The organism is Bacillus sp. FSL W8-0770, assembly GCF_038008705.1.
Classification (GTDB): domain Bacteria; phylum Bacillota; class Bacilli; order Bacillales; family Bacillaceae_G; genus Bacillus_A; species Bacillus_A cereus.
On sequence record NZ_JBBOZR010000001.1, the window covers coordinates 5,170,325 to 5,192,006 of the forward strand.

The following is a 21,682-nucleotide window of genomic DNA, read 5'->3' on the forward strand; positions in this document are numbered from 1 at the left end:
TGGTTACGCAACCTTTCCGTGCTTGCGTCCTTTATTTACTACTTTCAATTCTTTTGTATCTTCTGTTTCTTTTTCATCTTTTCCTAAAATAAATTGTGCAAATAACCCTGTTACAGCGAGTAAAATAACTGTTGCTACAACAATTACAGTTAAAATTTGTACAAAGTATTGCCCCATTACACCAAGAGAATTAATAACTGAAATACCTGATGGGACGAATAAGAATCCAATAATACCTGTTAAAGCTGTTCCGAGTGATTCAACTTGCTCCAATTTAATAACTTTTAAACATAATAGACTAAATAAAATAACTAACCCGATTACCGATGAAGGCATTGGAATTGGTAAATGTGTTGCAATAATATTAGAAATTAACATAATAGCTGAGAATATGAATGCTTGTGATAAGAAACTATATACTTTTTTCGTACTCATTTTGGCCACCTCTTTCGATTTGGTACCTTTATTGTATAGGATACAAACGTATAAGTAAGCGTTTACATAACAGAACGTCAAATATACAGAATCAGTTACAAATATAAAAGGATGAAATACAAAAGCTGCTTCTTAAATACGAAGCAGCTTCTTGAGTTCTTTTGCATATGTACGGCTAACAGGTACTTTCGATCCTTCTTTCATGATTAAATTATAAGTAGAATTAAACCATGGCTGAATTTCAGTAATATGATTAATATTCGCAATAAAGCTACGGTGTACGCGCATGAAGCTTGCTTGTGGTAACTTCTTCTCTAAAATTACAAGTGTATCATGTGTTACATACGTTTCCCTCATTGTTTTTACTGTGACTTTCCCATCTACAAGCCCTACATATATAATATCTTCAATATTCACAAGTACGATTGATTCTTCAATTGGTAATGCTAATTTATGCATCTCTGCTGTTACATCTGTCCCCTTTATTTCGTGCTTCGTTTCTATTTGCGCTTGTTTTTGTTTTTTATACTTCTTTAATGTCTGCACAATACGCTCTTCATCAAATGGTTTTAAAATGTAGTCTAACGCATCTACTTCAAATGCTTGCAGCGCATATTGATCATAGGCAGTAGCAAATACAATTGCAGGTGGATTTTTCATCTTCTTTAATATATTCGCGATTTCAAATCCGTTATCATCGGATAATTGAATATCTAAAAACACAATATCTGGTCTACTTTGCATTAGTTCTTCTAATGCGTCTTCCACACAATCAGCCTCACCAATTATCTCAACTTCTTTCGTTCTCTCTAATAAATACTTTAGTTCATCACGTGCTAACATTTCATCGTCAACTACTAGTACTTTTAACAATCTGCTCTTCCTCCCCTACTTTTTTTGGAATAACAAAAGTAATCTCTGTCCCCTCATTTAATTCACTTTCGATATGAAGCATCGTTTCTTTTCCAAATAATCCAATAAGACGTTCATTAATATTATATAAAGCTGTTCCAGTCCCTTTCTTTGACGAAACTACCATCTTTCCTAATTGTTCTAAACGTTCTTCCTCAATTCCCTGTCCATTATCTTTTACTTCAAAGTGAACCATACCCTCTTTTTCAAAAACATGCACTTCCACTTCGCATACTGGTTGCTTCTTCGGAAAAGCATGTCGCAATGCATTTTCAACCAATAGTTGAAGAACAAATGGTGGTACTAAAGTTGTCTTTAGCTCATCCTGAATATACATCTTTACCTCATACTTATTTGGGAACCTTGCTTGTTCTAGGGATAAGTATGCCTGTACATGGTTTAATTCTTGTTCTAGTGGAATCAATAACTGACGTGCCCCTTGCAAATTACAACGGAAATATACGCTAAGCTGTAATAATAACTTCCTTGCTTTTTCTACATCTGTTCGGCATAAAGCTGATACTGTATTAATCGCATTAAATAAAAAGTGCGGGTTAATTTGCGCTTGTAATGCTTTTATCTCCGCATCTTGAAGTAATTTACTTTGCAACTCAGCTTCTCCTAACTCTAACTGCGTGGAGAATATTTTTGCTAACCCTTCTGCTAATTCCTCTTCCACACGACTTAACTGGTTAGGATTTTTGAAATAGAGTTTTAATGTCCCTATCGTATTTCCATGCGAAGTTAGTGGAATTACAATCGCCGCTTGCAAAGGGCAGCCTTCATGTTGACAATTAATAACCTCACGTGATTTCGCTTTCATTATTTTCCCTGTGTTTAACACTTCTTTCGACAAACCGGTTATTAAACTATGTGAAGGAATATGGTGATCTGATGCTAATCCAACATGAGCTAATATTTTCTCTGTATCTGTTAAGGATACCGCATCTGTTCCTGTAAAACGGTGAATAATTTGTGCCACATGCTTACATGATTCTTCTGTTAAGCCTTGGCGGAAATACGGTAACGTTTTATCTGCAATACGTAATACTTTATGAGTCTGAAGTGCCTTTGCATTCTCCTCCTGACGCAAAATAGCTTGTATCATAGAAAGTAAAATAAAACTTCCAAAACTATTTACAAGAATCATTGGTATCGCTATTGTTTTCACAACGCTAATTCCATCCTCTATAATTAATAAAATCATTAGCATTTCTAAAGATACGATAAAAACACTTAAAACTGCTGAAAACTTAGGAGTAATTGTACGATTATATTTTTTGAAAATATATCCGATACAACCAGTTATAATCCCAGCTAAAATAGAAGAGATTGCGCAGCTTAGCGCTGTCGTACCACCAAGCATATAACGATGAATACCAGCAATAAATCCTACTCCAACCCCTACGATAGGGCCACCAAGTAAGCCGCTAATACCGACACCCATAATACGCGTATTCGCAATTGTACTTGACGAAGAAACACCTTGTAACCAATTTTCATTCATAATCGTATTTCCTGCTATTTCAATCCCAGTGTAATTGCTTACAATTGTAAATACCGAAAAAATACAAATAAGCTTCAGCTTATCTACATAGCCATCCTGTTTATGAAGGAGGCGTCTGAAAGTTTTAATATGAGAGAGTAAAAATCCTAAAATAACTATAAGTCCGACTCGTTCAATCATCATGAGTACTAAATTTAGCATCTTTGATTCATTCCTTTTTATTTAGTTAGTTTTATTATGGGAAAATAATGAAGTCGGCGTCAAGAAGAACGAAATATTTTTTGAAATATTTTACACATAATAACTTCCTCTTTATTTGACAATACAATAGAAGAGTGCTAAAAATAAAGTAATATAATACAGTCCTTTAACCCAACCCCGTGAGGTTGAGAAGGAAGTCGGAATATAATATACGTATGTTCTTTTTGGGGGATACGTATGCTTTTTTGGCCTTCTCATCATATCAGGTGAGAAGGCCTTTTGTTATTCTTCCATAGCGACTGTAGAAAATAAGGAGGAGTAATAATGAACGTCACTACTGATGTACAACAAATAACAGAGGAGACGAAAGCGAAAAGATATAAAACATTATTTGGTTCTGCGCTAGGATATGCAGCAGAAGGTTTAGATATGTTGCTATTATCTTTCGTACTTGTCTATATTTTAAAAGAGTTTCACTTAAGTCCTGTTGAAGGTGGAAACTTAACATTAGCTACCACAATAGGGATGTTAATTGGTTCTTATTTATTTGGATTTATTGCTGATTTATTTGGCCGTATTCGTACAATGGCCTTCACAATCTTACTGTTTTCACTAGCAACCGCACTCATTTATTTCGCAACAGACTACTGGCAATTATTAATTCTGCGCTTTTTAGTTGGAATGGGTGTTGGTGGTGAATTCGGAATCGGAATGGCCATTGTAACAGAAACATGGTCTAAAGAAATGCGCGCTAAAGCGACATCTGTTGTTGCACTTGGATGGCAATTTGGTGTACTGGTTGCTTCACTCCTTCCAGCATTTATTGTCCCGCACTTTGGATGGAGAGCCGTTTTCTTATTTGGATTAATTCCAGCTTTACTAGCTGTCTATGTCCGTAAAAGTTTAAGTGAACCGAAAATATGGGAGCAAAAACAACGCTACAAAAAGGAACTGTTGCAAAAAGAAGCTACAGGTAAATTAACAACTACTGAAGCAGAACAACTAAAACATATAAAAAAATTCCCACTTCGAAAGTTATTTGCCAATAAAAAAGTAACAATTACAACAATCGGTCTCATTATTATGTCGTTTATCCAAAACTTCGGATATTATGGAATCTTCACATGGATGCCCACTATTTTAGCAAATAAATATAACTATACATTAGCAAAAGCAAGTGGCTGGATGTTCATTTCTACCATCGGTATGCTAATTGGAATTGCAATCTTTGGTATTCTAGCTGATAAAATTGGTCGCCGTAAAACTTTTGCAATCTATTATATTGGCGGTACAGTATACTGTCTCATTTACTTCTTCTTATTCACAGATTCAACATTATTATTATGGGGAAGTGCATTGCTTGGATTCTTTGCAAATGGAATGATGGGAGGATTTGGGGCAATTTTAGCTGAAAACTATCCTGCTGAAGCTCGCTCTACCGCTGAAAACTTTATTTTCGGTACAGGACGTGGGTTAGCTGGATTTGGGCCTGTTATTATTGGCTTACTCGCTACAGGTGGCAACCTACTTGGAGCATTGTCCTTGATTTTTATCATCTACCCAATCGGGTTAATTACAATGCTACTATGTGTACCAGAAACAAAGGGAAAAGTATTAGATTAAACGTAAAAGAGGAAGCATCTCATTTAAGATGCTTCCTCTTTTACGTTTTTATTTATTTTGATTTACTAGCCTTCTGAAATAAGAATGCAGTTTTATCTTCTTCTTTTACAATACCTTGTTTTAATGCTAATTCTCCCGCAACTTTAGGCGCTAACCATAGCATTGGGGATAACAAAATTGATACCGGAACTGCCGTCACCACGATAAACGATTGTAGCGCATTAATACTTCCTTCACCCATATATAAAAGAATTGCTGCAACTGCGCCCATAATAAGCGACCAAAAAATTCGCAAACTAATTCTAGGATCTCCGTCTCCAGTCACTGCCATTGAAATGGAATACGCCATTGAATCCCCTGTTGTCACTACAAATAAAATTGTTAATAAAAGAAATGCTGGTCCAATAATATTAGAAAGTGGCAATTGTCCTGTAATTGCAATCATAGCTGCCGGCATACCAGATTCACTTAATGCGTCCGAGATAGACCCAGGATTCATCAACTCATAAAACACGCCTGATCCACCTAATATAGTAAACCAAAACGTTGTAATAATAGGTGCGATAATTCCAATTGCAACGATGATTTCTCGAATCGTTCTCCCTCTTGAAATTCGACTCACTAAAATTGCCATCATTGGTCCGTATCCAATAAACCATCCCCAGAAAAAGATTGTCCAAGATCCTAACCAACTTGCATCACCACGATATGTGCTCATCGGTATAAATTCATTTACATAAAATCCAAACGAAGAAACAAACGAATCAATAATAAATCCACCTGGCCCAAATAGTAATATGAATGCCATTAATACAATTGCTAATCTAACATTTAAATTACTTATAATTTGAATCCCTTTATCAATACCTGTTACTGCCGATATGGTAGACACGGCCACCACACAAACAATAATTGCTAATTGAGTAGTAAACACATCAGAAATTCCAAATAATTCTTGTAATCCATAACTTGCTTGTAAACCTAAAAATCCAATTGGGCCAATTGTACCTGCAGCTACTGCAATAATTGCAGCTGCATCAATTATCGTTCCAAGCAGGCTCTTTCTTAATTTTTCCCCAAAAATAGGATATAAGAGCGTTCGAGGTTTTAGCGGCATATCTTTATGATAATGTCCATACATCATAACTACCGCACTAATTGTACCTAAAATCGTCCATGCTAAAAATCCCCAATGCATATAACTTTGTGCTAAAGCAGGCATGACTGCTTCTTTCGTTCCAGCAGATATACCATCATGTATTGGTGGCACCGTCATCAAATGATACATTGGCTCTGCTGCTGCCCAAAAAACGCCACCTCCGGCAAGTAATGTAGACATAATAATAGCAAGCCATTTTGCCGTACTAATCTCAGGTTTTTCTAATCCTCCAAGCTTAACTCTCCCATATTTGGAGAACGCCATACACATCGCAACAATAAATGTACCTAATAATAAAACTTGCCAGAAGGCACCGAAATATTTAATTGAAAAAGCGAAACTTTTATTAATCGCACTCTCTACATAATCCTTGTTCAAAAAAACTGCAATTACAAATAATAAAAGTGAACCACCACTAATAATAAATACAGGCCAATCAGTTTTTCGACTCTTCATCCTCATTTACACTTCCTCCTTCCTCAGCAATCTAAAAAAACAACTTTATTATGTTTTATTGTTTAAAACCAAAACACAATAATTATATATGCATAACATTTTATCGACTTCCCACATACTTATGTTGTCCCTAAAAATATGCCAAATCCCTTATTAAAAAGAAAAATTCTCTTCCTCTTACATAAAAAAGCAAAACAAAAGACCTTATATTTCTATAAGGTCTTCGAAACAGAAATTTGATTATAACATAAGGTACTCCTTGGTTCAAAAAGCCTCTTCCAAAAATAACCGAGAGTAAAGGCTTCCATTTGCTACATAACAGTAATTAAAAAAATTATATTTCACAGAAAAAACCTACACTAAATATTATTTATGAAAGAAATTTGGCTTCAAAATTTCATTCGGATACGGTTTATGATAAATGTGAGTGGTAGCTGGAGATAATGGCGGAATAAGCCATACCCAATTACCTGTTACAACACGACCACAAGCAGCTTCTTGCTTCTCAAATTGCTGAAATTGTTGTGCAGCAGTATGGTGATCAACAATACTAACTCCTTGTTTTTTAAAGGAGTGTAGTACGGCAATATTCAACTCAATTAGCGCCTTATCTTTCCATAAGGTACCGTTTCTCGATGTATCTAAATCCATCATCTCCGCAACAGCCGGAAGTAAATTATAACGATCATGATCTGCTAAGTTGCGCGCCCCAATTTCTGTTCCCATATACCATCCATTGAACGGAGCGGCTGTATAAGAAATACCGCCAATTTCTAAACGCATATCTGAAATCATTGGAACACCATACCATTTTACTCCAAGTGATGAAATAGGGTATTCTGGGTGTTCAATTGGCACTTCTTTTACTTCTTCTCTCGGAATTTCTTTATATGTAGGCGCATTCCCGTTTATAGAGAACACAAGTGGCAATACATCGAAATTCGTACCTTCTCCTTGCCAACCAAGCCCCTGACAAAAGTCCGTAAATGTAGCGGAATGAGAATCACCAATCACTCCCGTTTCTGTTTTATATCCTGCATATCGAATCAATTGGTGATTATAAATTCTTATATTATTTTCTTCACCTTGATATTGCTTAAAAATCGTAATGGTTGGTTTAACTTTCCCGTCGTTCGTTGCATATTTAATATGATGAATTAATGCATTATATACACCCTCTTCATCATTTACTTCGCGCGCATCTAATATGTGCATCTTACTCCAAAATAGTCTTCCAATACATCTATTACTGTTACGCCATGCCATTCGTGAACCATGAACAAGTTCTTCAAATGTATGCTCATATGTCCCTGTCTTCTCTATCTCAATTTGAATTTCTTTTATACGTTCTTCTATCAATTGTTCTTTATGAAGCTCCTTATAACAAATCGTAATAAAATTACTTGCTTCCTCTATTAATTGTTTCGTTTTACTCATAAACAATCTCCTTCTATTTCAACAAAACCCTGCTACTTTACAGTATAAGCAAAAAGGATAGGAGTCACAAATGAAAGTGAGAGTGTTACTTTTATTGTAATATTTTTCAGAAAATTAATGGACTTACTATTGACTTATATGGAAAATGGGTGTATTTTTGACTCAGGTAAAGTATTTTTACCTAGACCAACTTTTTAAGTGGAAAGGAGGTAATGTTATGTCTTCATTTCAATTGCCAAAGCTTTCATATGACTATGATGAACTAGAGCCACATATTGATAGCAATACACTTTCCATTCATCATGGAAAGCACCATGCGACATACGTAAACAATTTAAATGCTACTTTAGAAAATTATACTGAATTACATAATAAATCTTTAGAAGAATTGCTATGTAATTTAGATACTTTACCGAAGGAAATTGTTACAGCTGTACGAAATAACGGTGGCGGTCACTATTGTCATAGTCTTTTTTGGGAAGTGATGAGCCCACGAGGTGGCGGTGAGCCTAATGGAGACGTTGCAAAAGTAATTGATTATTATTTCAATACCTTTGACAACTTAAAAGATCAACTTTCCAAAGCAGCTATTAGTCGTTTTGGAAGTGGCTATGGATGGCTTGTTCTTGACGGTGAGGAACTCTCTGTTATGAGTACACCAAATCAAGATACGCCTTTGCAAGAAGGGAAAATCCCCTTACTCGTAATTGATGTATGGGAACATGCTTATTATTTAAAGTATCAAAATAGGCGCCCAGAGTTTGTTACCAACTGGTGGCATACAGTAAACTGGGACCAAGTAAACGAGAAGTATTTACAAGCAATTCAATCACAAAAACATTAGTCGTACGTATAAGGTAAATTTGGTAATGTAAAATCAGTATTGTCGAAATCCTCCAGAATCCCCCGGATTGCCACCGGGGGATTTATGATTACTTCATTGTATTTATATAATGTTTTAAAACATTTTTCATTTCTAGTTTCAGCTCTCGGAACAAAAATCCGAATTCACGAGCCTTTCCATTATGTAATGTACAGTTAGTTACCTCATTATAAGGAGCTATATTTTCCCCAGCTTTCTGAATGAGTGCTTTTATTCCTGTCTTCTCTTCTATGAAATGAATAATTTCTTCCGTAGAAACTACCCCGTTACTACAGGCGTTAATTGGCCCTTTCACATTTTCCATTCCGCACCAAGCTAGAAACTCTCCTGCCTCTTTTTCATGTATAAATGACAAAGTTCCATCTACATGATCCACAACGATAGGTTTTTGGTTCACAATACATTCAACGTAAAATTGTAACCTTTTCGTATAATCGTTTTCTCCAATAACAACTGGAAAACGAACTGCAACAACTGGGAATGTTGCTTGTTGAAATACAACGGCTTCAGCTAATCTCTTTCCTTCACCATAATTGAAGTCATTCCTATCTCCATACGCGATTGCATAATCGTACGGATTAAAGTCTTCTTCTGATAAGCTTAGGGCAGGTTCATAGACGGCCATTGAAGATGTCATAACATATTTCTTCGTTTTCCCTCGTAACACTTCACATATTATCTTCGCTGCATTCGAGCTATAGCATAAATTATCGTATACAATATCATAACTTTTTCCTTCTAGACGCTTTTCTAGTAGCTTTCCATCTTCTCTATCAATAATTATTCTTTTTACTGCGCTACCAAAAGAATCTTCAGTAACTCCCCTCGTCGCAATCGTTACATCGTGCCCCTCTTGCAAAAGTGCTTGTACTAAATGTTTACCAAAAAATCTTGTTCCCCCTAGCACCAATACTTTTTTCAACTTCATCATCCCCACTTTAGCAAATTGTAAAATACTACCTCTCTATTATAAGTGCTAACATATAAAAAGCATGGAATTCGTTTAACGATTCCATGCCTTTATACAGATAATATATTAACGTACTCGATATTTATAAATACAATAACAGAAGTATAAAATAGAAATTACAGATACATAAACCCATAATTCATATACGAATCCCTCTCCCCACACTCCCATAAAATAAAAGAGTGAAGGTAAAGTCAATGTTACCCATGATTGTACGAAGGCAATCCTTCCAAGATATTGATTAATGTTCTTCTTTTGTGTATTTAATACAAAGAATAAATACCAAAGTAATGCCCACATAAACCACGTTAACGCATTAACAACATCATGGAATTGAACAAATGAAACAACCATATAGAATAAGGCAATAATTGCTACCCAAATACAAAACCATCCTAGGCCACTACTATCCATTCCTTTTATAAAAGTAACACCTACATATAAATAAGTTAATCCAAATAAGAAAGTAGCCGCATATGAATACACTGTCCAATTGCTTTGGTCAGAAATCATAATCAAATAAAACGGAATAATAATTTGTAGTGCACCCACAAATAAATTAAAAACACCCGCACTTTTCATCTCTGCTTTCCCTAATATAACAAGACTATTTAAAAATAAAGCTGCCCCTGAAAGTAATAATCCTACATAACCCATATATATTCGTGTGAAAATCTTTACCTTTCACACTTTTAACCTCCCCACACTATAAAATGATACTTATATTATTTTTCTTCCCATTTAAAACTACATACATAATTTTTTATCTAAATAAGTCAGACCTCCTACCTCAAAAAAGGAGTGAACTTAAAACGCTTTCAATAATAAATAATCCTATCAAAACTTGAACTAGGATTCCTTGATTATAAACGGACTCTAGCAATGATACAAGTGTTGGAATACATTTCAATAATACGCTTTCAATTCCCATAAAAAATTAATAAAATAATACATTACTCTATCTCATTCTACTACCTTCTAGCATAAGATATTGTAAAATCATATCATTTAAAACAGCGAACGTTCTTTTCTAGGTTCGCTAATAAACTTAGTAGAAAATGAATATAAAAAATGACCTCTTGCTTTTATGCAAAGGTCATTTTTTATATTCATCATTAAACTTCTAAATAGCCATTTTTATTATTTGATTGCCATTTCCAAGAGTCAGCACACATTTCTTCTAATCCGCGTGTTGCCTCCCAGCCTAATTCACGCTTTGCTTTCGATGCATCAGCAAAACATACTGCCACATCACCTGGGCGACGCTCTGTAATTTTATAAGGAACTTTCTTGCCCGAAACTTTTTCAAACGCTTCAACCATCTCTAGTACACTATAGCCCATGCCTGTGCCCAGGTTATAAGCATCTACTCCTGTTGTACTCAGTACTTTCTCAAGCGCCTTTACGTGACCATTTGCTAAGTCCACAACATGGATGTAATCACGGACTCCTGTTCCATCTTTCGTTGGATAGTCATTTCCGAATACGCTTAATTCTTTTAACTTACCTACCGCTACTTGCGTTACATATGGCATTAAGTTATTTGGGATTCCATTTGGATCTTCTCCGATACGCCCACTTTCGTGTGCACCAAATGGATTGAAATAGCGAAGTAATGCGATACTCCATTCTGCATCTGCAAATGCTACATCACGCATAATTTGCTCAATCATTAATTTCGTTTGACCATATGGATTTGTTGCACTTAATGGAAACTCCTCGGTAATCGGTGACGTTTCCGGGATACCATATACAGTTGCAGATGAACTAAAGATTATCTTCTTTACATTATGTTTCTGCATTACTTCACATAGCACTAACGTGCTTGTAATGTTGTTATGATAATATGTTAATGGAATCGCTACTGACTCCCCTACAGCTTTAAATCCTGCAAAATGAATAACTGCTTCAATTGAATTTTCTTCAAAAATTGCGTCAAGCGCTTCGCGATTTAAAACATCTTCTTTATAAAACTTAAATTGTTTTCCTGTTATTTCTTTTACTCGATTTATAGATTCTACCGAGCTATTCGAAAGATTATCCACTACTATAACTTCGTAACCGCTATTTAGTAATTCTACACATGTATGACTACCAATATATCCTGCTCCACCTGTTACAAGTATTGCCATAATTATAGTCCTCCATATTTCATTCATTATAAACTTCTCAAAGTATATCACATATTTCTTATCCTATGTTTAACATGCGAATACAGAAACTTACATTTTATCCCATAATAATTTTATAACATATACGATTCTAATCAGGTAATAAAAAAATGCCACATAATTTTTATTATGTGGCGTTTTTTTATTAAATTACGTAACAATATACACTTAGAAAATGCGCAAGACTACCTAATAATACAAAAACATGAAAAATTTCATGATGCCCCATATATTTAAACTCTAACCATTTTGGCTTTGTTCCATAAATAAATCCACCAATTGTATAAAAAATGCCACCAAGTACTAAGAAAATAATGCCTCCTGTACTTAAATTCTCAGCTAACGGTGCAAAGAATAAAACAATTAACCAACCCATCGTAATATAAATTGCTGTCGATAACCACCTTGGACAATTAAACCAAAACATTTTAAATACAATGCCACAAATCGCAGTTGCATAGACTAAACAAAATAATAGCAAACCACTTGCTGAATTTAATGTAATTAAGCAAAAGGGTGCATATGTACCTGCAATTAATATAAAAATCATAGAATGATCTAGCTTCCTAAAGAAGTATATAACACGTTCATTGGCCACAACACTATGATATACAGCTGACGCCGTATAAAGGACCATCATTCCAATACCAAACAAAATAACAGCTGTAATTGCAGCAAATGATGGCATCTTGATAGAAACTTTCACAAGCATAGCTAATAACGCAATAAATGATAATATCGCTCCACCTAAGTGAGTAAATGCATTAACTGGTTCCCTTACATAAGTATTCATAATAACACCCCTCATATAATTACATGTAGTTTTGATAACTACATGTAATTATATACACATTTCTTTTTAAGGTCAACATTTACAATTCATTTGTTTCGTAATACCATATTTAAAGATATATTAAACATTAAGTTCCACTAAGTTATAAAAGTGAGGGATTCTACGTGGAAAATATAAATGAATTACTTAAGACATTACATTTAGAAAAAAACATTAAACTTGAGGATATTCCAAATGTTGACTTATATGTAGACCAAGTTGTCCAACTATTTGAGAATACTTATGCAGATACAACGAGAACTGATGATGAAAAAGTATTAACAAAAACGATGATTAATAATTACGCAAAAGGGAAACTATTCATCCCTATCAAAAATAAAAAGTATTCAAAAGAGCATATGATTTTAATTAGCCTAATTTATCAATTAAAGGGAGCTCTCTCCATTAACGACATAAAAAGTTCATTAGAAACTATAAATGACTCCTTATTAAATGATGATTCATTCGAATTAAATACGTTATACAAAAATTATCTTGCTCTTACTGAAAGCAATGTCGAAAGCTTTAAACAAGACGTAAATAACCGTGTTACAGAAGTAAATGAGATTTCTTCCTTAGAAGATACAAAGCTAGAAAAATTTCTACTACTAACATCCTTCGTGACTATGAGTAATATGTATAGACGTTTAGCGGAGCAACTAGTGGATGATTTAAAAGAATCATAAATAAAAAACTATCCACCTATTAAAGTGGATAGTTTTTTATTTACTTAATTGCTTCATGAACTTTTAGTTGTTTCCCTTTAATCGTTGTAGTCTTCATGACTTTCAAGACAAGTGGTCCTTTTCCATTTAATATTTCAACGTAAGAAACATTATCTTGTATCGTAATAATACCTATATCTTCTGCTGTAACACCTTTAATTTTAGCAATTGTACCGACGAAATCTACCGCCCTAATTTTCTTTTTCTTCCCGCCATTAAAGTACAGCTTCATAATGCCTTTGTTGATATCTGCATTTTTATCTTTCTTTATAATTGGTTTAGCATGTATCTTTTCTTCAAATGCAGCTTTCTCTTTCATAACTTCTTCTTTTGAAGGTCCAATTGCCTTTGGAATTTCAAATCCAATATACTCCTCAATCTCTTCTAAAAATCTATTTTCATATGGTGTTATAAATGTAATAGCTTTTCCACTATTTCCAGCTCGTCCCGTTCTTCCAGTACGATGTACGTAGCTTTCTTTTTCAAGTGGAATATCATAATTAATAACATGTGTAATATTATCAATATCAATTCCTCTCGCAGCTACATCTGTTGCTACTAAATAACGGAATTTTCCTTTTCTAAAATCATCCATGACTTCAAAACGATCTTCTTGTACCATACCACCATGTATTTTGTCACAAGGATAGTTAGCTCGTTTTAATTGTCTATATACATGATCTACATTTTCTTGTGTACGACAGAAAATAATACAGCTATCAGGATTCTCAATCGTTGTTACATCTTTAAGTAGTGAAAGCTTCTCGTCTTCTATCACCTCAAAAAGAGTATGTTCAATTTTATCCGTCGTAATCCCAGCTGCTTTAATTTCAATATGAATTGGTGAATTCATATATGTACGAGACAATTTCTCAACATCTTCTGGAAGTGTTGCTGAAAATAACATCGTCATTCTTTTTGTAGGTAATTCATCAATAATTGCCTCTACTTGATCGATAAAGCCCATATTTAGCATCTCATCTGCTTCATCAATAACTAAATACTTCAAACACTCTAAAGAAAGGGTACCCTTCTCAATATGATCCAACACACGACCAGGAGTACCAACTACAATATGTGTCTTTTGCTTTAATTCTAATTTTTGACGTGCAAATGGAGATTTCCCATAAACTGCCGCAGCCTTAATCCTTTTGAATCGACCTATATTTGTAATATCTTCTTTTACCTGTACCGCAAGCTCTCTCGTTGGTGTTAAAACTAATGCTTGTGGTTTATTCTCTTCCCACTCCACCATTTCACAAAGTGGAATACCAAATGAAGCTGTTTTTCCACTTCCAGTCTGGGACTTCACAACAAGATCCTTCTTTTCTAATGCAACTGGAATAACCTCACCTTGTACTTCTGTTGGATGATTATATCCTAACCCAGTAAGTGCCCTTACGATTTCCGTACTTAGTTTATAATCAGAAAAACTTTTTTTACTCATATATTAACCTCATTTTATTTTGTATTATTTTCTTTTTTATCTTTTGTATACATTACTATCACCCTACTTATTATACTTGAAACCTCACATAAAAAGGTGGATCATGCCAGATTCATCTTTTTATATAGAAATAAACCTTATCATTTCATATAATGTTCAACTACTTGATAACATCTTTTGCTCGTATTGTTAGCATTAACCTTTTCATAGTATCCTACATCCACTCCAAAAAAATAAAAAGAATACATACAACCTTGTATAATTATCTTAATTTTTCAACCTTTTTCATAAACGAACAATAAAAATAAAAAAACGTTTTAAATTCGTTTTTAACGTTGTTTTTTAGATATAAAATCTACTTTTTAAAAAAATGTTAAGAAATCCTTTGACTTCTTAATAAAAATAATGTAAATTATCCTATGGACGAACATTTTTGATTAATAAAAATAAAATATTCGTATTTTAGGGGTGTAAATGATGGAAAACGTATTCGACTATGAAGATATTCAATTAATTCCTGCAAAATGTATTGTAAATAGCCGCTCTGAATGTGATACAACTGTCACTTTAGGAAAACATAAATTTAAATTACCTGTCGTACCTGCAAATATGCAAACGATTATTGATGAAAGAATTGCAACTTATTTAGCTGAGAACAACTACTTTTATATCATGCATCGTTTCCAACCAGAGAAACGAATCTCATTCATTAGAGATATGCAATCACGTGGATTAATCGCTTCTATCAGCGTTGGTGTAAAAGAGGACGAATATGAATTCGTACAACAATTAGCTGCTGAGCAACTGACACCTGAATATATCACGATTGATATCGCACACGGTCATTCTAATGCTGTGATCAACATGATTCAACATATTAAAAAACATTTACCAGAGAGCTTCGTTATCGCTGGAAACGTTGGAACTCCAGAAGCGGTAAGAGAATTAGAAAATGCTGGTGCCGATGCAACAAAAGTTGGTATTGGACCTGGTAAAGTTTGTATTACTAAAATTAAAACAGGCTTCGGAACTGGTGGTTGGCAGCTAGCTGCACTTCGCTGGTGTGCAAAAGCTGCAAGTAAGCCAATTATCGCTGATGGTGGTATTCGTACACACGGCGACGTAGCTAAATCTATTCGATTTGGGGCAACTATGGTCATGATCGGTTCTCTATTCGCTGGTCACGAAGAGTCTCCAGGGGAAACAATTGAAAGAGATGGCAAACTTTATAAAGAATACTTCGGTTCTGCTTCTGAATTCCAAAAGGGTGAGAAGAAAAACGTTGAAGGTAAGAAAATGTTCGTTGAGCATAAAGGTTCTTTAGAAGATACGTTAATCGAAATGGAACAAGATCTTCAATCTTCTATCTCTTACGCTGGTGGAACAAAATTAGATGCTATTCGTACTGTAGATTATGTTGTCGTGAAAAACTCGATTTTCAATGGTGACAAAGTATATTAATTCTTAAATTAACTTGAACCTTTCCGTAAATCGTTACTAGAAATACTACAAAAAAGGCAGCACACACTGCATCCACTGCAGTAGCTCAAATGATTAAAGAGGAAGTACAACCTGCTATCGATCGCTGGTGGTACAATGAAACATGCCGGAGTAGATATGTCAAAACCAGATGCAATCCGTAAAGCTGTTTCTTACGTTGGTTCATTAATTGATAAATTAGAGCATTCTTATCAAGTATAAAAAATAAGCCCTCGCTTTATGAGGGCTTATTTCATATTTACTTCCCAAACCGTTTGCGATATCCACATTTCCTGCAAAGTTCTTCAACCGCAACTCTTTTCGAAAATCCATCGACAATGTTTGTTGCTCTTTCACCTTCGATAATGTTAGAAAATGAATCATTATTAATATTCCCAAGGTTAATAATCCCTTCACCATCTAAACAACAAGGAATAACTGTTCCATTCGCTAAAATACCCGCTTGATTACGAAGTCCATGACAGAATCCTTTCCCATCATCCTCTTCTTCATGTAATGCTGGCCACTGGAATTCATAGTCTTGATTAATAAAGACACGTTCTGCAATTTTTATACCTTTTCCTGGTGTAAGCTTCTCTTCAATTTGATAAGATAGATCAAATTCATTTTCAATTATAGATAATAACTCTCTATTTTTCTGGATTTCAGCATTCGTTTTATTATCCTGAGTTAAATTCCATAACCTTAACGATACAATTAAATCTGATTGACTTGTCGCTTCCCTAATGAAGGAAAGTATACTCCTTACATAGCCCTCTTTATCTTGCGAACCTGGATGTCCATCAAAACTATGCAGTGAAAAATTCATTTGTCTTAACGCAGGCTTATTTAACAGCCTATGTCTTCTCTTATTAATTAACGTTCCGTTCGTTGTAATATTAACTTTAAACCCTTTTTCATGACTTAAGTCTAATAGTTGATCTATTTTCGGGTGGAGCAACGGCTCACCCTTCACGTGCAAATAAATGTAGTCTGTGTGAGGTTTAATTTGGTCTAATCTTTTAGCAAAATCCTCCACAGAAATGAATTGCTTCTGCCTTTCCGTCGGCGGACAAAAGCTACACGCAAGATTACATACACTCGTAATCTCCAAGTAAAACTTCTTAAACTTCTTCACCTTTAATTCCTCACTTCTCTAACTACTTATACTTTTTCCTCTTCATATTACAGCATATTTTTATGGAAATAGAAACATACTTATTTTAGGAAATCTACATACCATCTAATAATATTTAAAAGACCATCGGTAATTTTTGTCCAATGGTCTTTTTATCCTTTTATATGCAAAGAATAAATTTATTTATGATACGGTTCATCGTAACTATTCTAAATAAGGTTATTTTTTATTATTTTCATAATTAAATTTAACAAAAAAGGTAGTGCCTTCCGATCCTGTTTGAATTTCTATTTTTGCATTATGGCGGGCAGCAATGGCATAACATACACCTAACCCCAATCCAGTTCCATTATCTTTGGTCGTGTAAAACGGCGTACCCAGTTTCTCTAATACTTCAGGCCTGATACCTTTTCCTTGATCCCGCACTGCAAGCACCACACAATTTTGACCTTCCTTGTAAGTGCTAATGGTTAGGACTTTCCCTGTATTCATCGCTTCTAAGCCATTACGATATAGATTCATTAATAATTGCCGTATTTCATTACGATTTAAAAGTAATTCTGGAATGTCATTTGTATCGACTTGAATATATTTATTTTGATTGTACGTATCAATCTTTATTAAAGGAATAATATCGTGGATAATTGAATTTAAATCTAACATCTGCAAATCCGATTTCCTTGTATTACCCATTGAGAGAAATTCAGTAATAATAGAATTGGCACGGTTAAGTTCTTCAATCATTAAATGAAAGTACTTATTATGTTTCTCATAGGTATTCTCTTCTTTTAATAACTGTAAAAATCCTAGTACTGTTGTCATTGGATTTCTAATTTCATGGCTGATACCTGCTGCCATTTGCCCTATTAAATCTATGTTGGATAATCTTTTCAATTCCTGTTCATATTTCTTTTTTTCCGTTATGTTTTTAAAAATACAACAAATACCATCATCATACGGGTATGCAATAACTTCATGCCAATATTCATCTGCAGTAGAAAGAAATTCGAAATGAACTGTAGTTCGCTCTGACATCGCACGATGAAATTCCTTATACATAACTGTGTCGATTTCACTCGGGAAAACATCCCATATATTCTTTGCTAATACATCTTTTGCTGTTTTTCTTTTCGGAAAATATTGGTGCTTATTTACGTATGTAAATTCCCATTTATTATTTAAAATAAAAAATCCATCCGTAATACATTCAATCACACTTGTAACTTTTTCATTAGCAGCAGCTAGCTCTCTCGTTCGCTCTTCCACTATGCTTTCTAGTTGATCCATATATGACAAATTCGAAAACGTAGGGGCTGTGGCATCAACGATAGATTTTGCTAGTTGAAGTTGAGAATGATCATAATTGTGAGCTTTTCCTTCTTTGCCAACGACGATTACCCCTAATACTTCTCCAATTGAAACCAATGGAATCATCAATAGACCCTTACTATCTATATTTTTTGTTTGAATAACTTCTTGAATCTTGGCTTCATAGCTTTTCTCTGTCCAATCCGCTTCTGTCCAATGACAGGCCTTACTTAATTTCGTTGTTTTAATTGTTGTTTTATCTAGCGGATCTAGAAGATGGGCAGTCATATTTTTACTCTCTAAAATCTGTTCTAGGTAAAAAAAGCATTTATCAAAACTCTCCTGTATCGAGGAACACATTGATAAATCACGTGTAACATTTAGTAACAGCTGCTTCTCAGCAATAAGGTTTTCCTTTTGTTTTAAATTATTTGTGTTTTGAATTGCAACCGCAGCCATATTTACATAAGCTTCAACACTTTGAATTTCTGAATCTGTTAAGTTCATCGGAATTCCATAATCAAATAAAAAAACTAGACCAAATAACTCTTGCCCAAATGAGATAGGCAGAGCTAATAAGGACTTAATTTTGAATGCATTAACCGGTCTCGGATCTGGTCGATGATCCTTTGAGGTATCAGGAATATAGATGGTTTTTTTCGTTTCAATAACCTCTTTTGCCAGTAAGTCTATTTCAGGATCAATTACTTGAGTATCGAGCGTTACGCCATTTATAGTCTCTGGTTTTCCTGCAAACCCTCTAAATGTTCCATCTTCCTGGGGTAAATAAATTCCAACAGCATCACACCTAACAATTTCCTCTGATATCGCCATTGTCACACGCTGCAATACGTCACGTAGTTCTAATTTCGTATTTATTATTTTTGTTATATTTGCGAGTCTAGAATATCTCTTCTGATCACTTACCATTCACATAGCCTCCAATTATAGGCATAATAAAATAAATATGATAATATCAGTGTTTTACATAGAATACATTACTTATGATACGGTTCTCCACGATTAATCCGAAACGCTCTATACACTTGCTCAAGCAACACTAATCGCATTAATTGGTGTGGCAATGTCATCTTTGAAAAAGAAAGTGATTCATTTGAACGCTTCATCACTTCTGAGCTTAGTCCCAGTGATCCACCAATTACAAATGCGACTTTACTCTTTCCGTATGTAGCAAGGCGATCTAGACTTACCGCAAATTCTTCTGATGACTTTTGCTTTCCTTCTATAGCTAATGCAATCACATGCGTGTCATCAGAAATTTTATCGAGTATACGTATACCTTCTTTTTCCTTTACAATTAACATTTCTGCTTCACTTAAATTTTCTGGCGCCTTTTCATCAGGTAATTCAATTACTTCTACTTTTGCGTATGCAGATAATCGTTTTAAGTATTCTGCTATACCTTGTTTCAAATATTTTTCTTTTAATTTCCCAATTGAAATAATCGAGATATTCACACGTATCCTCCACCTTACAAACATGTTATCCACAAAACTTATCCACATATCCACAAATACTACCCACATATTGTGTGAGAATCTGTGTTCGATACAACATATGTCGCCTCATTTTGACAAAATTCACATGTTTTTTTCTCTTTTCCCGAGTTATCCACATTGTTGATAACTGGTGCAACTTCACACTCATCCACAATAATATCTAACGCTAATTCAACATGTTCTAAACAACAAGGTAAATTCATTTTCTACACCTCACTTTTCTACAATAGAAAACAGGAGGTAGGCCCTCCTGTTTTTAATACTTTTGAATGCCTAATTTCACTGTTGTTGTTACTCTTTTTGTACCACGATAAAACGTAAGAGTCATTTTATCATTAATTTCCTTATCATATAAGGCCGTACGGAATCCAATAATATCGCGAATCGGTTTTCCATCTACTGCCACAATAACATCATGTTCTCTTAAACCAGCATCCGCACCTGGCGAAGGACTTTTCACATCCAAAATACAAACGCCCTCTGTTACAGTACCTGGTAAATGTAATGTTTTTGACCAATAATAGTTTGGGATTTCATTTAATGACCTAAGTTCAATCCCAACATACGGTCTTCTTACTTTTCCATACTTCTCAAGTTCATTCATAATTGGAACAGCTCTAGTCACCGGAATAGCAAGGCCGATTCCTTCTACTTCTTTTGCAGCAATTTTCATTGAATTAATACCAATTAATTGTCCTGCTGCATTTACAAGCGCACCACCACTATTCCCCGGATTAATCGCTGCATCTGTTTGTAACACTTCTACTTGCCAATCATAATGTCCATCTTGATCTAAATCTACAGGGACAATACGTTCATTAGCTGAAATAATACCTTGTGTAACTGTTCCAGAAAATTGCAGTCCAAGTGGGTTTCCAATCGCAATAACTGGTTCTCCTCTGCGAACAGTATTAGAATCGCCAATTTCAATTATTTTTTTCACATGCTTTGCATCTATTTCTAATACAGCTAAATCTGTGACTACATCGGTTCCTAATACTTTTCCAGGAACCTTCTTACCATCACTTAGACTTACTTCAATACGATTCGCTCCAGCTACAACATGATTATTCGTTACAATATAAGCTTGACCATCTGTCTTTTTATAAATTACTCCTGATCCTGTACCGGCCTCTGAATCTGCCTCTGAAAAATTATCTCGTTGAATGTTAATAACACCCACAACAGCTTCAGATGCACGATCAACAGCATCTACAAAGCTAATCTGTTTAATCCCTTGAGCTTCAGCCATATTACTTCCGCTTGCTTCAGCTTGCGGAAGCGTATCAGCAGAATTCGAAAATAAAGGCGCTCCAAACGCAAATAAAGAAGCTCCTACAATTGTTCCCGCTATACTCGAAAGAACTATACCTTTGTGCTTCTTTTTTCCTGCACGTTTCATACGATAACTTTCTTCATCAATAAAGGACATATTTGTTCACCTATCTTCCTGAAAACAACTATATTCACCTTTATTGT

At 34.5% G+C, this 21,682-nt stretch carries 19 protein-coding genes and 1 pseudogene; 5 read left to right on the top strand and 15 right to left on the bottom strand.

From position 1 onward, the window contains the following. Positions 1 to 3: 3 nt before the first annotated feature. From lrgA to lytS, 3 genes are all read right to left on the bottom strand, one after another. The gene (lrgA, locus tag NST27_RS26605) at positions 4 to 435 is read right to left on the bottom strand and encodes an antiholin-like murein hydrolase modulator LrgA (RefSeq protein WP_000104901.1); all 432 of its coding nucleotides are present in this window, start codon (positions 433 to 435) and stop codon (positions 4 to 6) included. A 132-nt stretch (positions 436 to 567) separates the two neighbouring features. Beyond that, on the bottom strand, positions 568 to 1,308 hold the full coding sequence (locus NST27_RS26610) for a LytR/AlgR family response regulator transcription factor (protein WP_000921840.1): 741 nt from the start codon (positions 1,306 to 1,308) through the stop codon (positions 568 to 570). Then, the gene (lytS, locus tag NST27_RS26615; protein ID WP_000933587.1) at positions 1,286 to 3,055 is read right to left on the bottom strand and encodes a two-component system sensor histidine kinase LytS; all 1,770 of its coding nucleotides are present in this window, start codon (positions 3,053 to 3,055) and stop codon (positions 1,286 to 1,288) included. Before lytS ends, NST27_RS26610 begins: the two co-directional genes overlap by 23 nt. Before the next feature lie 324 nt (positions 3,056 to 3,379). Here lytS and NST27_RS26620 point away from each other — a divergent pair, with 324 nt between their 5' ends. Continuing rightward, positions 3,380 to 4,678: an MFS transporter gene (locus NST27_RS26620; RefSeq protein WP_001103408.1), complete on the top strand. Its 1,299-nt coding sequence runs from the start codon at positions 3,380 to 3,382 to the stop codon at positions 4,676 to 4,678. A 52-nt stretch (positions 4,679 to 4,730) separates the two neighbouring features. On the opposite strand, the gene NST27_RS26625 is transcribed toward NST27_RS26620, so the two are convergent. Together NST27_RS26625 and NST27_RS26630 are read right to left on the bottom strand one after the other, a co-directional pair. Next, the gene (locus NST27_RS26625) at positions 4,731 to 6,299 is read right to left on the bottom strand and encodes a BCCT family transporter (RefSeq protein ID WP_001242441.1); all 1,569 of its coding nucleotides are present in this window, start codon (positions 6,297 to 6,299) and stop codon (positions 4,731 to 4,733) included. Positions 6,300 to 6,659: 360 nt separating this feature from the next. Next, entirely contained in the window at positions 6,660 to 7,730 is a 1,071-nt protein-coding gene (locus tag NST27_RS26630; protein WP_000047628.1) for a nitric oxide synthase oxygenase, read from the bottom strand. Positions 7,731 to 7,947: 217 nt separating this feature from the next. Between NST27_RS26630 and sodA the strand changes: the two genes are divergently transcribed. Beyond that, a complete protein-coding gene (gene sodA, locus NST27_RS26635; protein WP_000094042.1) occupies positions 7,948 to 8,574 on the top strand; it encodes a superoxide dismutase [Mn] in 627 nt (208 codons plus the stop codon). 88 nt (positions 8,575 to 8,662) lie between these two features. Here the strand turns inward: sodA and NST27_RS26640 are convergent, their stop codons facing one another. From NST27_RS26640 to trhA, 4 genes are all read right to left on the bottom strand, one after another. Then, on the bottom strand, positions 8,663 to 9,544 hold the full coding sequence (locus NST27_RS26640) for an NAD-dependent epimerase/dehydratase family protein (protein WP_001986984.1): 882 nt from the start codon (positions 9,542 to 9,544) through the stop codon (positions 8,663 to 8,665). Between the two features lie 105 nt (positions 9,545 to 9,649). Further along, positions 9,650 to 10,240 carry an AmiS/UreI family transporter gene (locus NST27_RS26645; protein ID WP_000542569.1) on the bottom strand — a complete coding sequence of 197 codons (591 nt, stop codon included), beginning with the start codon at positions 10,238 to 10,240 and terminating at the stop codon, positions 9,650 to 9,652. A gap of 458 nt (positions 10,241 to 10,698) precedes the next feature. Then, a complete protein-coding gene (gene galE / locus NST27_RS26650; protein WP_000996548.1) occupies positions 10,699 to 11,715 on the bottom strand; it encodes a UDP-glucose 4-epimerase GalE in 1,017 nt (338 codons plus the stop codon). Between the two features lie 184 nt (positions 11,716 to 11,899). Next, a complete protein-coding gene (trhA, locus tag NST27_RS26655; RefSeq protein ID WP_001099728.1) occupies positions 11,900 to 12,547 on the bottom strand; it encodes a PAQR family membrane homeostasis protein TrhA in 648 nt (215 codons plus the stop codon). 164 nt (positions 12,548 to 12,711) lie between these two features. Here trhA and NST27_RS26660 point away from each other — a divergent pair, with 164 nt between their 5' ends. Continuing rightward, positions 12,712 to 13,272: a DUF1836 domain-containing protein gene (locus tag NST27_RS26660; RefSeq protein WP_000427884.1), complete on the top strand. Its 561-nt coding sequence runs from the start codon at positions 12,712 to 12,714 to the stop codon at positions 13,270 to 13,272. Between the two features lie 40 nt (positions 13,273 to 13,312). On the opposite strand, the gene NST27_RS26665 is transcribed toward NST27_RS26660, so the two are convergent. Beyond that, positions 13,313 to 14,758: a DEAD/DEAH box helicase gene (locus NST27_RS26665; protein ID WP_000039354.1), complete on the bottom strand. Its 1,446-nt coding sequence runs from the start codon at positions 14,756 to 14,758 to the stop codon at positions 13,313 to 13,315. Positions 14,759 to 15,235: 477 nt separating this feature from the next. Here NST27_RS26665 and guaC point away from each other — a divergent pair, with 477 nt between their 5' ends. Together guaC and NST27_RS29655 are read left to right on the top strand one after the other, a co-directional pair. After that, positions 15,236 to 16,219, top strand: a complete 984-nt coding sequence (guaC, locus tag NST27_RS26670; protein WP_000432447.1) for a GMP reductase — start codon at positions 15,236 to 15,238, stop codon at positions 16,217 to 16,219. 47 nt (positions 16,220 to 16,266) lie between these two features. Continuing rightward, positions 16,267 to 16,459 (top strand): annotated as a pseudogene (locus NST27_RS29655) (oligoendopeptidase F); the annotation flags it as partial. A gap of 37 nt (positions 16,460 to 16,496) precedes the next feature. Here the strand turns inward: NST27_RS29655 and NST27_RS26680 are convergent. The 5 genes from NST27_RS26680 to NST27_RS26700 all read right to left on the bottom strand — a co-directional run bounded on the left by NST27_RS26680 (position 16,497) and on the right by NST27_RS26700 (position 21,635). Next, positions 16,497 to 17,375, bottom strand: coding sequence for a radical SAM/SPASM domain-containing protein (locus NST27_RS26680; protein ID WP_000713633.1), 879 nt, complete (start codon positions 17,373 to 17,375; stop codon positions 16,497 to 16,499). Between the two features lie 219 nt (positions 17,376 to 17,594). Further along, a complete protein-coding gene (locus NST27_RS26685; RefSeq protein WP_000253107.1) occupies positions 17,595 to 19,613 on the bottom strand; it encodes a GAF domain-containing sensor histidine kinase in 2,019 nt (672 codons plus the stop codon). Positions 19,614 to 19,681: 68 nt separating this feature from the next. Beyond that, positions 19,682 to 20,161 carry a 23S rRNA (pseudouridine(1915)-N(3))-methyltransferase RlmH gene (gene rlmH, locus NST27_RS26690; RefSeq protein WP_001027003.1) on the bottom strand — a complete coding sequence of 160 codons (480 nt, stop codon included), beginning with the start codon at positions 20,159 to 20,161 and terminating at the stop codon, positions 19,682 to 19,684. A 59-nt stretch (positions 20,162 to 20,220) separates the two neighbouring features. Beyond that, a complete protein-coding gene (locus tag NST27_RS26695; protein WP_001052831.1) occupies positions 20,221 to 20,406 on the bottom strand; it encodes a CxxH/CxxC protein in 186 nt (61 codons plus the stop codon). Between the two features lie 53 nt (positions 20,407 to 20,459). Next, positions 20,460 to 21,635, bottom strand: a complete 1,176-nt coding sequence (locus tag NST27_RS26700; RefSeq protein WP_000008042.1) for a S1C family serine protease — start codon at positions 21,633 to 21,635, stop codon at positions 20,460 to 20,462. Positions 21,636 to 21,682 lie beyond the last annotated feature (47 nt).